The sequence below is a fragment of the Streptomyces sp. NPDC096324 genome (assembly GCF_044763015.1).
In the GTDB taxonomy this organism is placed as follows: domain Bacteria; phylum Actinomycetota; class Actinomycetes; order Streptomycetales; family Streptomycetaceae; genus Streptomyces.
Window position 1 is genome coordinate 692,207 of the sequence record NZ_JBIWFK010000004.1, and the last position, 12,154, is coordinate 704,360.

At 72.1% G+C, this 12,154-nt stretch carries 10 protein-coding genes; 5 read left to right on the forward strand and 5 right to left on the reverse strand.

Annotated features, from left to right (window positions below; all coding sequences use genetic code 11):
- Nucleotides 1-47: 47 nt before the first annotated feature.
- A complete protein-coding gene (locus ACIQ7M_RS13800; RefSeq protein WP_403643552.1) occupies nt 48-680 on the forward strand; it encodes a response regulator in 633 nt (210 codons plus the stop codon).
- A gap of 110 nt (nt 681-790) precedes the next feature.
- Here the strand turns inward: ACIQ7M_RS13800 and ACIQ7M_RS13805 are convergent, their stop codons facing one another.
- From ACIQ7M_RS13805 to ACIQ7M_RS13825, 5 genes are all read right to left on the reverse strand, one after another.
- Nucleotides 791-1,675 carry a hypothetical protein gene (locus ACIQ7M_RS13805; protein ID WP_403643358.1) on the reverse strand — a complete coding sequence of 295 codons (885 nt, stop codon included), beginning with the start codon at nt 1,673-1,675 and terminating at the stop codon, nt 791-793.
- Nucleotides 1,672-2,214, reverse strand: a complete 543-nt coding sequence (locus ACIQ7M_RS13810) for a SigE family RNA polymerase sigma factor (RefSeq protein WP_403643361.1) — start codon at nt 2,212-2,214, stop codon at nt 1,672-1,674. The genes ACIQ7M_RS13805 and ACIQ7M_RS13810 overlap by 4 nt, the downstream gene beginning before the upstream one ends.
- A 50-nt stretch (nt 2,215-2,264) precedes the next feature.
- The gene (locus tag ACIQ7M_RS13815) at nt 2,265-3,692 is read right to left on the reverse strand and encodes an MFS transporter (RefSeq protein ID WP_403643364.1); all 1,428 of its coding nucleotides are present in this window, start codon (nt 3,690-3,692) and stop codon (nt 2,265-2,267) included.
- Nucleotides 3,693-3,806: 114 nt separating this feature from the next.
- Entirely contained in the window at nt 3,807-4,997 is a 1,191-nt protein-coding gene (locus ACIQ7M_RS13820; protein WP_403643367.1) for a lipid-transfer protein, read from the reverse strand.
- Between the two features lie 9 nt (nt 4,998-5,006).
- Nucleotides 5,007-7,247 (reverse strand): acyl-CoA dehydrogenase, encoded by a 2,241-nt coding sequence (locus ACIQ7M_RS13825; RefSeq protein WP_403643370.1) that lies wholly within the window; start codon nt 7,245-7,247, stop codon nt 5,007-5,009.
- A gap of 295 nt (nt 7,248-7,542) precedes the next feature.
- Here ACIQ7M_RS13825 and ACIQ7M_RS13830 point away from each other — a divergent pair, with 295 nt between their 5' ends.
- The 4 genes from ACIQ7M_RS13830 (at nt 7,543) to ACIQ7M_RS13845 (ending at nt 12,053) form a co-directional block, all read left to right on the forward strand.
- Nucleotides 7,543-9,288 carry an MFS transporter gene (locus ACIQ7M_RS13830; RefSeq protein WP_403643373.1) on the forward strand — a complete coding sequence of 582 codons (1,746 nt, stop codon included), beginning with the start codon at nt 7,543-7,545 and terminating at the stop codon, nt 9,286-9,288.
- Between the two features lie 124 nt (nt 9,289-9,412).
- Complete coding sequence (locus tag ACIQ7M_RS13835) at nt 9,413-10,063, forward strand: class I SAM-dependent methyltransferase (protein WP_403643376.1); 651 nt, start codon at nt 9,413-9,415, stop codon at nt 10,061-10,063.
- Nucleotides 10,064-10,085: 22 nt separating this feature from the next.
- Nucleotides 10,086-11,066, forward strand: a complete 981-nt coding sequence (locus tag ACIQ7M_RS13840; RefSeq protein ID WP_403643379.1) for an N-acetylmuramoyl-L-alanine amidase — start codon at nt 10,086-10,088, stop codon at nt 11,064-11,066.
- Nucleotides 11,067-11,273: 207 nt separating this feature from the next.
- A complete protein-coding gene (locus tag ACIQ7M_RS13845; RefSeq protein WP_403643382.1) occupies nt 11,274-12,053 on the forward strand; it encodes a hypothetical protein in 780 nt (259 codons plus the stop codon).
- The last annotated feature ends 101 nt before the right edge of the window (nt 12,054-12,154 follow it).

Sequence of the window (12,154 nt, forward strand, 5' to 3'; positions counted from 1 at the left end):
GATCCGCGGGACACGCCTCTCGCCTTACGCTTGGCCGCGTGAACGAGATGCCCCGGGACCACCGGCCCGCCAAGTCCGTCCGTGTCCTGCTCGCCGAGGACCAGCAGATGATGCGTGGGGCGCTCGCTCTGCTGCTCGGGATGGAGCCGGACATCGAGGTGGTCGCGCAGGTGTCCGCGGGCGACCAGATCGTGGACGCGGTGCTGGTCGGCCGGCCCGACGTGGCCCTGCTGGACATCGAGTTGCCGGGGATGAGCGGGCTGGACGCCGCCGCCGAACTGCGTGAGCAGGCGCCCGACTGCCGGGTGCTGATCCTCACCACCTTCGGGCGCCCCGGCTATCTGCGCCGGGCCATGGAGGCGGGCGCCGCCGGGTTCCTGGTCAAGGACGGACCCGTGGAGGAACTGGCCGAGGCGATCCGGCGCGTGCTGACCGGGGAGACCGTCATCGATCCGGCGCTCGCCGCCGCCGCGCTGAGCGCCGGCCCCAATCCGCTCACGGCCCGCGAGTGCGACGTGCTGAAGGCCTCGGTGGACGGTGCCACCGTCGCCGACATCGCCGGGAAGCTGCACCTCTCCGAATCGACCGTCCGCAACTACCTCTCGTCCGCGATCGGCAAGACGGGCACCCGCAACCGCATGGAGGCGATGCGGGAGGCCCGCCAACAGGGCTGGCTGTAGGGCCTGTTCACCCGGATCGCGGCGAGGGCCGGTTCGCCCCCGGTCATGGCGGTGGCCGCCGCCGGGTGTCCTGCGGTGGCCACCGCCTCGTCCTTCAGCGGCTGCCCCCGCTACTTGGTCACCTTCGCCGTCCCCGGCCCGCGGCCCTTGCCCTCCGGAGCCACACACACGAACCAGTCGGGCAGGGAACCGGGCACCCGCCAGATCAGGTTCGGAACGCCATAGGGAAGCATGGTGCCCCGGTGGGGGACCCTCCGGGCCTCGACCGTCGTGCCGTCATCCCAGGTGCAGGTGACCTCCTTGGCGGTCTGGGCGACCTTGCCGATCACGAGCCCCTGAGGAGGCTTCTTCATCTCCTTGGCCGCCTCGGCGTCGAGCGGCAGCGAGAAGGCCTCGATGTCCTTGCCCGAGAACGGATCCTTCCTCTGGGCTCCGTCGATCGTGTCCCTCGAGGGCCCTACTCCCACCCGGACAACGCTGACGAAGGCCCACTTCTTGTCCGCGACGTCCGGAGCGTCCCTGGCACCCGTCGGCGTGACGCCGTACTGGGTCATCATCGTGCGCTGCTTCCGGGCCTCCGCCTCGTCCTTCGGCGCCGGCCACATATCCACGAGGACAGTCCATGTCTTGTCGTCGGGGTTGGTCCACTGCGACACGAAGGTGCCCCGTGGCCCGAGGGTCCGCCACTCCTCCGGAAGGCCGCCCGGTCCGGTCCCGGGGCTGATCGACGGGCGAAGGGGGCCGGCCGGCACGACCCCCTTGGCGTCGTCGCCGCTGCCGCCGGTCAGCGCCAGCGTCCCCGTGGACCCGGCCACGACCAGGGCGACCGCCGCCGCCGTCGCCCAGCGGCGCGCCCTGCGGCGCCGGCCGCCGCGCAGCACCGCCTGGTAGGGGGCCGTACCGATCTCGACCTCGTCCGCCGCCTCGGCCAGCAGGAAGGAGATGTCCGCGTCCGTCGCCGCCATGTCGTGATTCGTCTCCCGGTCCGCGCTCATCGGATCCGCCCTCCCTGCGCCATCGTGTCCGCCAGTCCCGGTACGGCACGGAGCTTCGCTATGCCCTTGGCCGCGTTGCTCTTCACCGCGCCCACCGAGCAGCCCATCGCCTCGGCCGCCTGGCTCTCGCTCAGGTCCTCCCAATAGCGCAGGACCACCGCCTCGCGCTGGCGCGGGGGCAGCCCGGCCAGCGCGGTGATCAGGGCGCCGCGGTCGTCGGCGCGGGCGATCGGGTCGTCGCTGTCGGGTACCTCGCCCCCGATCCCCGAGTCGTCCTTCGGCGCGAGGAACTCCTTGAGTTTTCTGCGGTGTCTTCGAGCGTGGGCGTTGATCATCATGCGCCGCACATACGCGTCCGGCTCGTCGGCCGAGCCGACCCGGCGCCATGCCACGTACACCTGCTCCAGTGTCGTCTGGACCAGGTCCTCGGCGGCGTGCTGCTCCCCCGTCAGGAGAAACGCCGTACGCATCAGCCGCGGCCAGCGGCCGACGACGAAGCTCTGGAACTCCTCGTCCCGAGCCTGTTTCCGAACCCCCATGGGAACCTCCTAGTGACTGAAGGAGTCCACGGGCACCTGATTTCGTTGCCTCACCGCCGAGACGTCGTCCGCGGCAGCCACGAGAGCATCAGGACGGCCCCGGCCAGCAGCATCACGCCGCTGACGCGGAACGCCAGCGCGTACCCGGCGGTCAGCGCCTCCCCGGAGACGCTTCCCCCGGTACGGGCCGCCGCGATCGTGGACATGACCGCGAGTCCCAGGGAACCGCCCATCACCCGCGAGGTGTTGACGAGGCCCGAGACGACTCCCGCGTCCTCCGGCACCGCGCCCGAGGTCGCGATCGCGGCCAGCGGTGTCGCGGCCAGACCTGCGCCCGCCATCATCAGGACGCCGGGGAGCATGATGGCCGTGAGGTACGGGCCGTCCGCCGTCATGGTCGACTGCCAGCCGAAGCCCGCCGCGGCCAGGAGCGTGCCGAGGACCGCCACGTTGCGCGCCCCGACGACCGGCATGAGGCGGGGCGCCGACTTCGAGCCGACGACCACGGCGAGCGAGCTCGGCACCAGGGCGAGGCCCGCGCCGAGCGGCGAGTAGCCGAGCACGTTCTGCGCGTACAGCGTCATGAAGAACCACATGCAGAACATCGCCGAGCCGGAGACGAACATGGCCGCGTTCGCCGACGACACCGAGCGCAGCCGCAGCAGCTTCAGCGGCATCAACGGCGCCTTGGTCCGGGCCTCGACGGCCAGGAAGACCCCGATGAGGGCCGCTCCCGCGCACAGCGGTACGAGTGTCGCCGCCGCGGTCCAGCCCTCGGCCTCCGTCTGCACGATCCCGTACGCCAGGGTCGCGAGTCCCGCCGTCACCAGGAGCGCGCCCGGCAGGTCGAGCCGCCGCCCGTCCCCGGCCCGGCTCTCCACCAGCCGGTACGCCGCGCCGGCCAGCACGATGGCGCCGACCGGCACGTTGATGAGGAGCACCCAGCGCCACGACAGCCCGTCGACCAGCAGTCCGCCGACGAGCCCGCCCGCCGCGCCGCCACCGGCGCCCACGGCGGTCCAGGTCGCGATGGCCCGCGCGCGTGCCGCGCCCTCGGGGACGGCCGACGTCAGGATCGTCAGGGTCGAGGGGGCGAGCACCGCGGCTCCCAGTCCCTGCGCGGCGCGCGCCAGGAGCAGTTGGGTGCCCTCCTGGGCGAGGCCGCCGGCGGCCGAGGCGAGCGTGAAGAGCGCGAGACCCACCAGGAACATCCGCTTGCGCCCGTACAGGTCACCGGCCCGCCCGCCGAGGAGCATGAATCCGGCGAAGGCGATGGAGTAGGCGTTCACCACCCACTGCAGTCCAGGGGCGCTCAGCCCCAGGTCGGTGCGCATGGACGGCAGGGCCACGTTGACGACGGACACGTCCAGGACGACCAGGAACTGTCCGGCACACGCGAGCGCGATCACCACCCAGGTGGGCGGGGCGGTACGGGCGGTCGTCCGGATGTCTTCAGCGGCTCGGAGCATGGCTGTCATGCTCTCAACCCACTGACGCTCCTTGCATCGGTATTTCGGCGCAGCGGGACGTAGGACACCGGACCTAGGTCGGTGTCCGCGGCGCCGCGTGCGCCCGGCGACGCCCGGCGGGCCCTACGGTCTGCGCAGCAGCGTGACCACCGCCGCGCCGCCCAGTCCGATGTTGTGGGCCAGCCCGACCCGTGCCCCCCGGACCTGGCGCGCCTCGGCCTGTCCTCGCAGCTGCCAGACCAGTTCGGCCACTTGCGCGATCCCGGTGGCCCCCAGGGGGTGGCCCTTGGAGATCAGCCCGCCGGAGGGGTTCACCACCCAGCGTCCGCCGTACGTCGTCGCCCCGGACTCGACGAGTTCGCCCGACTCCCCCTCCGCGCACATGCCGAGCGCCTCGTAGGTCAGCAGTTCGTTGACGGAGAAGCAGTCGTGGAGCTCCACGACGTCCACGTCCTCGATGCCGAGCCCGGAGCGCTCGTAGACCCGGCGCGCGGCCTCCCGCGACATCGGCCGGCCGACGACGTCGATGCAGGAGCCGGAGGCGAAGGACTCCTCGGTGTCGGTGGCCATCGCCTGCGCGACGATTTCGACCGCCTTGTCCTCCAGCGCGTGCCGCTCGGCGAACCGTTCGGACACGACGACGGCCGCGGCGGCTCCGTCCGAGGTGGGCGAGCACTGGAGTCTGGTCAGCGGCCGGTGCACGGCCTTGGCGGCGAGGATCTCGTCGACGGAGTACACGTCCTGGAACTGGGCGTAGGGGTTGTGCGCCGAGTGGCGGTGGTTCTTGGCGCCGACGGCGGCGAGCTGGGCCTCGGTCGTGCCGTACCGCTCCATGTGCTCGCGGGCCGCGTCGCCGAAGATCTGCGCGGTGGGCGGGGACATCTCGAAGCCGTGCCGGGCGGCCATGATCCCGTAGTGGCGGGCGACGGGCGAGGTGGAGAAGTCGCCGCCGTCGGCGCCCGACCCGAGCGATCCCCGCTTCATCTTCTCGAAGCCCAGCGCCAGGACGCAGTCGCTGACGCCGCCCTCCACGAACTGCCGGGCCAGCATCAACGCGCTCGCCCCGGTGGCACAGTTGTTGTTCACGTTGTAGACGGGCACGCCGGTCAGGCCGAGTTCGTAGGCGGCGCGCTGACCGGCGGTGGACGGCTGGAAGCAGTAGCCGACGGGGACCTGTTCCACGTCCGTGTAGGAGATCCCCGCGTCCGCCAGGGCGTTGGAGCCGGCCTCGCGGACCATGTCCCAGTACTGCCACCCCCTGGTCTCGGGCTTCTCGAACCTGGTCATACCGACACCGACGACGTACGTCCTCATGGCACGCTCCTAGTCCCGTGGCAGGCCGAGCAGGCGCTCGGCGACGACGTTGAGCTGGACCTGGGTGGTGCCGCCCGCGATGGTCAGGCACCGGGAGAGCAGGAACCCGTGCACGGCCCGCTCGCCGGGGCCCTCGCACAACGCGCCTTCGGGGCCGAGGAGTTCGAGCGCGAGCTCGGCGACCTTCTGCTGGTGCGCGGTCTGCACCAGTTTGCGGACGGAGGCGCCCGCGCCCGGCTCCACGCCGGAGACCCGGCGCAGGGTGGTGCGCAGCGTGACGCAGGCCAGGGCGTGCGCCTCGGCCAGCAACGCCCCCAGCCGGGGACCGTCGACGTCGGCCGGTATCAGCGCCTCCAGGCCGGTGTCGAAGGTCAACTGGTCGGCCATGTGGACGCGTTCGTTGCCGAGCGTGTTGCGGGCGACCCGCCAGCCGTCGTCGACCTCGCCGACGACCGCGTCCGCGGGCAGCAGCACGTCGTCGAACCAGACCTCGTTGAAGAGGGAGTCCCCGGTGATCTCCTTCAGGGGACGGATGTCGATGCCCTCCGTGGTCTTCATGTCGACGACGAAGTAGGTGAGCCCCTTGTGCTTGGGCGCGGCCGGGTTCGTCCGGGCGAGGAGGATCCCGTGGTCGGCCCACTGCGCCGCGCTCGTCCACACCTTCTGGCCGTTGATGCGCCATCGCCCGTCGGCGGTGCGCTCGGCGCTGGTGCGCAGCGAGGCGAGGTCGGATCCGGCGCCGGGCTCCGAGAAGAGCTGGCACCACAGGACATCGCCGCGCAGGGTGGGCAGCAGATAGCGCTCCTGCTGTCGCCGGGTGCCGTGCGCGATGAGGGAGGGCACGACCCAGGTCGCGATCCCCAGGTCGCTGATCCGCACTCCGGCCGCGGTCAGCTCCTGCTGCACGGCGAGCTGCTGGACCGGGCCCGCGCCGAGGCCGTACGGCGGGGGCAGATGCGGGGCGGCGTAGCCGGTGGGCGCCAGCGCCCGGCGGACCTCCGCCGGTGCGAGCCCGCGCACCCGGTCGGCCGTCGCACGGGCCTCGGCCCGGTACGCGGAGGCCTCCGGTGGCAGCTCCAGGCGCAGTTCGCGCCGTACGCCGTCTCGCGCGAGCCGTACGGCCCGCCGCAGGTGTCCGCTCCCGGGGCCGAGCAACTGCCGTGCCACCAGGGCCCGGCGCAGATACAGATGGGCGTCGTGCTCCCAGGTGAACCCGATGCCGCCGAGGATCTGGACGCAGTCCTTGGCGCAGGAACCGGCGGCGTCGAGGGCGGTACCGGCGGCGAGCGCGGCCACCAGCTCCCGTACACCGGGCGGCTCCTGCGCGGCGCGTGCCGCGTCCCAGGTGAGGGCTCTCGCCTGCTCCAGCCGCAGCAGCATGTCGGCGCACAGGTGCTTGACGCCCTGGAAGTGTCCGATCGGGCGGCCGAACTGCTCGCGGACCCTGGCGTGCCCGGCGGCCGTCTCCAGCGACCAGGCGGCGGTGCCGCAGGCGTCGGCGGCGAGGACGACGGCGGCGAGGTCCCGGACCAGCGACGGGTCGACCGCAAGGACGCGGTCGGCGGGGACCCGTAACCCCTGGGCCCGGACCTCGGCGGTCGCCCGGGTCGGATCGGCACTCCCGTGCGGCCGGACGGCCAGGCCGGCGGCGTCCACCACCAGCCAGAGCGTGCCGCCCGCGTCGCGGAGGCGGGCGGGCCCGGCGATCGTCGCCGCCAGGACGAGTACGTCCGCGTCGGCGCCGGACAGCACCGGCGGCGCCGTCCCGTCCAGCACGTATCCGCCGTCCACCGCCAGAGCCGTCAGGGAACCGGCGCCGAACGCGACGGCGCCGATGCGCTCCCCGCACCCCAGGGCCCGTACGAGACCGGCGCGCCCCGAAGCCCGTACGAGACCGGCGCGCCCCGGCTCCCGCATGGAATCACCCGCCGGGCCCGGTTCCGCCGCGAGTTCCGCCGCCAGCACCGCCGACGCCAGGGCGTTCGCCACGAAGGGCCCGGGCAGCGCCGCCCGCGCGGCCTCCTCCACGACGACGGCGAGGTCGACCAGATCGCCGCCGCCACCCCCGTACACCTCGGGCAGGTGCACGGCGAGCAGCCCCTGCGCGGCCAGCGCGTCCCAGAACGGAGGTCTGCCGACGCCCGGCACGTCCAGGAGTTTGCGGACCTCCTCGGGCGGCACGGCGCGGGCGATCCAGCCGCGCACGGCCTCGGCCAGCTCCCCTTGCTCCGGCGTGACCGCGATGCCCATGCATGCCTCCCCAAAGGCCCAAGGTGCGTGGATCGGCGCCAGACTAGAACACGTTCCATTCTGACGATAGGTCAGATACCCATGGATCGGTCAAGAATTCGTTAGTACGCCGAAGCATCGGAATAGTTGCCCGGGCACACCGGGTTCCCCTTGCACGTACCTCGCGTGGATCACCCGACCGACGCCCCCGCATCCCCATGGATCACCCCGGCCGACCGTCCCCCAGCATCCGCACGGAACCCCCCTCGCTCCGCTCCCGAGAGCTCCCTTCGCTATGGCCTGGAGGCCCCCCTCAATGACGCACACGACGACCGGCCGGCCCGCGCCGAGGCCCGGCGCCGCGACCGTGCCGGTGCTCGCCTTCGCGGGCATCGTTGTCGCGGTGATGCAGACCCTGCTCGTCCCGGTCATCAAGGATCTGCCGACGCTGCTGGACACCGCTCCCAGCAACGCCACCTGGGTCCTGACCTCGACCCTGCTCGCGGGTGCCGTGGCCACCCCGATCATGGGCCGCCTCGGCGACCTCTTCGGCAAGCGGCGCATGCTGCTGACCAGCCTGTCCATCATGGTGATCGGCGCCCTGATCAGCGCGCTGACCAGCACCCTGCTGCCGATGATCGTGGGCCGCTCGCTCCAGGGCTTCGCGATGGGCGCGATCCCGCTCGGCATCGGCCTGATGCGCGACCTGCTCCCCCGCGAGAAGCTCGGCTCCGCGATGGCCCTGATGAGCTCCTCCATCGGCGTCGGTGGCGGACTCGCGCTGCCCGCCGCGGCCCTCGTCGCCCAGCACGCGAACTGGCACGCCCTCTTCTACGGCGCCGCCGGCCTCGGCGTCCTCTCCATCGCCCTCACCCTCCTCGTCGTGCCGGAGTCCCCGATGCGGGCCAAGGGCACCTTCGACGTGCTCGGCGCGATCGGCCTGTCCATCGGACTCGTGCTCTTCCTGCTGCCGATCACCAAGGGCAGCGACTGGGGCTGGACCGCGCCCACCACCCTCGGCCTGTTCGGCGCGTCCGTCGCCGTGCTGCTCCTGTGGGGCGTGATGGAGCTGCGCCTGAAGGCCCCGCTGGTCGATCTGCGCACCACGGCCCGCCCCGCCGTCCTCTTCACCAACCTCGCCTCGATCATGGTCGGCGTCTCCTTCTACGTCGTCTCCCTCGTCCTGCCGCAACTGCTCCAGCTCCCGAAGTCCACCGGCTACGGACTCGGCCAGTCGATGGTGAGCGCGGGCCTGCTCGTCATGCCGCTCGGCCTGACGATGATGGTCACGGCGCCCGTGTACGCCCGCCTGTCGGCGAAGTACGGCCCGAAGGTCACGCTGATCATCGGCATGGTGATCATCGGCATCGGCTACGGCGCCGGCCTCGGCCTGATGAGCGCCGCCTGGCAGTCACTGGTCATCGCGGTGATCCTCGGCGCGGGCATCGGCCTCGCCTACTCCTCGCTGCCCGCCCTGATCATCGGTTCCGTCCCGGCCTCGGAGACCGGCGCGGCCAACGGTCTGAACACCCTGATGCGTTCCATCGGCACCTCGGTGTCGAGCGCCGTCATCGGCATGGTGCTCGCCAACACGGCGCACCACGTCGGCGGAGTCGCCGTCCCGACCATGCGCGGCTTCCACGTGTCCTTCCTGATCGCCACGGGCGCGGTCGCGGTCGGCCTGCTGATGGCGCTGTTCCTGCCGGGCCGCCACCCGGCCACCAAGCCCTCGCTGGTGGCGAGCAGCGAGGAGGACGCGGCGCTGGAGCGGGCGCACGAGGTGCTCGGCGGTTTCCGCGGCCGGGTGCTGGACGCCGAGGGCGGCCCGGTCGCCCGCGCCAAGGTCACCCTGATCGACCGGCGCGGCCGCCAGGCGGGCGCCACCCTCTCCGCCGAGGACGGCAGCTACGCGCTCGCCGTGCCGGCCCAGGGCTCGTACGTGCTCGCCGCACGGGCCACCGGACACGGCCCGCTCGCCTCGTCGGCCACGCACACGGGCGACGACCGGCCGGTCGCCCTCGACCTGTCGCTCCCGGGCGAGAACGCCGACGTCACGGCCTGACGCGCGGGCTTCCCGCGAGTGATCATCGCCACCCCCGCCGCCCACGCGGCGGGGGTGTGGTGCACGATGCTGCGCGTACCCGTTGTTCGCACCGATGGAGTTCGCACCGATGGAGGAAAACCCCATGTCCTCGGCACCCAAGCCCGAGATCCTCGCCGCCTTCGAGGCCGCGAAGGGGTTCATGCCGCGCGGTGAGGGTCTCGCGCTCCACGCGGCCGCGGTCGAGGCCGGGCGGCTCGGCCTGCCGCTCCTGGAGGTCGGCACCTACTGCGGCCGTTCCACGATCCTGCTCGCGGACGCGGCCCGCGAGGCCGGGGTGACCGCCATCACGGTCGACCACCACCGGGGCAGCGAGGAGCAGCAGCCGGGCTGGGAGTACCACGACCCGTCCACGGTCGACCCGGAGATCGGCCTGATGGACACGCTCCCCACCTTCCGCCGCACCCTGCACCGGGCGGGCCTGGAGGAGCACGTGGTCGCGCTGGTCGGCCGCTCGCCGCAGATCGCCGCGTTCTGGGGCACGCCCCTCGGTCTCGTCTTCGTCGACGGCGGCCACACCGACGAGCACGCGAGCGGCGACTACGAGGGCTGGGCGCCGCATGTCGCCGAGGGCGGCCTCCTCGTCATCCACGACGTGTTCCCGGACCCGGTCGACGAGTTCACCGGCCAGGCGCCGTACCGCGTCTGGCTCCGGGCCCTGGAATCGGGCGCGTTCACCGAGGCCTCGGCGACCGGCTCACTGCGCGTACTGCGGCGAACCGGAGCAGGGATCTGAGCGCACGGTTAGAGTCGCTGACGTGTCGTACGTAGGCCCAGACTTCGAACCGCCCCGACCTCGCCGTTCCCGGCGGGGTCCGCTCACCGTCGCGCTCGCCGCGCTCGTACCCGGCGCACTGGCCGGATACCTGGTGTGGCAGACCGTGGGAGACGACTCGGGGGGCGGGTCCGACCGGGCCGTCTCCCCGGCCTCGTCCTCCGCGCCCGGCTCCGACTCCCCTTCCGCTCCGTCGTCCGCCTCCACGACGGACGACGGCAAGCCGAGTACGTCCTCGGCACCCCCCTCGCCCTCCTCCTCGCCCTCGTCCTCGAAGCCCGCCGCGTCCGGCTCCCTCAAGGGCAAGGTCATCGTCATCGACCCGGGGCACAACCCCGACAACTTCCGGCACGCGTCCGAGATCAACCGCAAGGTGAACATCGGAACGAACTGGAAGGAGTGCGACACCACCGGCACGTCGACCAACGCGGGTTACACGGAAGCCCGGTTCACCCTCGACGTCGCGCACCGCATGCGGGCCATCCTCGAAAAGCAGGGCGCCACGGTGAAGTTGACCCAGGACGGCGACCGCTCCTTCGGCCCCTGCGTCGACGAGCGCGCCCGTATCGGCAACGCGGCGCACGCGGACGCGGTCGTCTCCCTGCACGCCGACGGATCGGCGGCCGGCAACCGCGGCTTCCACGTGATCCTTCCGGCGTCCGTGCACGCGGGGGCCGCCGACACCCGCCCGATCGTCTCCGCCTCCCGCGACCTCGGCGAGCACATCGCCGGCCTGTTCGTCCGCGAGACGGGCAGCGCGCCCTCCAACTACGTCGGTGACGGCACCGGACTGGTGGTCCGTAAGGATCTCGGCGGTCTCAATCTGTCAACGGTTCCGAAGGTGTTCATCGAGTGCGGCAACATGCGCGATACGAAGGACGCTGCGCTGCTCACCAGTGGCGCCTGGCGTGAGAAAGCGGCACGGGGGATCTCTGAAGGAATCGTTGGTTTCCTGCACGGGTAGTGATCTACGGTCCCAACCCGGCGGACACCCTGATCGTCCGGACGATAGTGTCGTCCGTACGATAAAGGGCCACCCCCCGCGCTTCACACCGAGTCCCGACAACGGCACCATGTTCGGCGACACGGCGTACTGCGATGCCTCACCGACGACGAGACGACTGACGAAGGACCTGAAGTGAATATCCGCTCCCTCACTCGAGGCGACGGCGTGGTGATCGGAGCAGCGGTGTTGCTCTTCATCGCGTCGTTCCTGCACCTCTACTCGTATTCCGGGTACAGCGTTAACGTGAACGCCTGGGACAACCTCGGCTACGGCCTCGGCGTCTACATGGGCGGGGTCATCGGCGCCGCCCTGATCGTCGTCAACCGCTGCCTGCCGCAGCCCCGCAAGGTTCTCGGGCTCGACCTGGGCGCGGTCGGCGTGGCGTTCACGATTCTCGTCGCGTGGACCCTGTTCTGGTCGCTCGTGGACGTCGGTGACAGCGCCAGCGCCGCCGCCGGTCTCATCCTCGGCTTCATCGCGGCCCTCGTCCTGGCCGGCGCGGCCGTCGCGACCCCGCTGGTCCCGGCCCTCCAGGCCGCCCTCGTGGGCGCCCCGACGCCGATCGCCCCGGCGCCCTACGGCGGTCAGCCGCAGGGTGGTTACGGCTACCCGGGTGCCTCGCAGCCCGGTGGCCAGCCCGGTCAGCCCGGCCAGCAGCCCTACGGCGCCCAGCCCTCGCAGCCCACACAGCCGTTCGGCGGTCAGCCGAGCCAGCCGTCGGCTCCGCAGACGCAGTCGCCGGCCCAGGACTTCTCGCCGTTCTGGTTCGCCGTCCCGGTCGCCCGGCCGCTCTTCTCGGAGGAAGGCGCCTCGACGCCGATCGCCGAACTGGCTCCGGGCACCTGGTACCTGGCCGTCGAGCAGCGTGGCGCGACCATCGTGGCGCAGACGCAGGACGGTCGTCGTGGTGTGCTTCAGGACACCTCGGGGATCCAGCGCGGCTGATCAGCTTCTCGTTCTCGCGACGGCCCCTCGCCCTTTCCGGCGGGGGGCCGTTGTCGTACAGTCGCAGCACGCCAGGAACTGACGGATCGTCAGGACTCTGC

Bases quoted from the DNA above. Each gene is read 5' to 3' on its own strand.
- ACIQ7M_RS13800 (WP_403643552.1), top strand. From the start codon at position 48: ATGCCCCGGGACCACCGGCCCGCCAAGTCCGTCCGTGTCCTGCTCGCC.
- ACIQ7M_RS13805 (WP_403643358.1), bottom strand. From the start codon at position 1,675: ATGAGCGCGGACCGGGAGACGAATCACGACATGGCGGCGACGGACGCG.
- ACIQ7M_RS13810 (WP_403643361.1), bottom strand. From the start codon at position 2,214: ATGGGGGTTCGGAAACAGGCTCGGGACGAGGAGTTCCAGAGCTTCGTC.
- ACIQ7M_RS13815 (WP_403643364.1), bottom strand. From the start codon at position 3,692: ATGACAGCCATGCTCCGAGCCGCTGAAGACATCCGGACGACCGCCCGT.
- ACIQ7M_RS13820 (WP_403643367.1), bottom strand. From the start codon at position 4,997: ATGAGGACGTACGTCGTCGGTGTCGGTATGACCAGGTTCGAGAAGCCC.
- ACIQ7M_RS13825 (WP_403643370.1), bottom strand. From the start codon at position 7,247: ATGGGCATCGCGGTCACGCCGGAGCAAGGGGAGCTGGCCGAGGCCGTG.
- ACIQ7M_RS13830 (WP_403643373.1), top strand. From the start codon at position 7,543: ATGACGCACACGACGACCGGCCGGCCCGCGCCGAGGCCCGGCGCCGCG.
- ACIQ7M_RS13835 (WP_403643376.1), top strand. From the start codon at position 9,413: ATGTCCTCGGCACCCAAGCCCGAGATCCTCGCCGCCTTCGAGGCCGCG.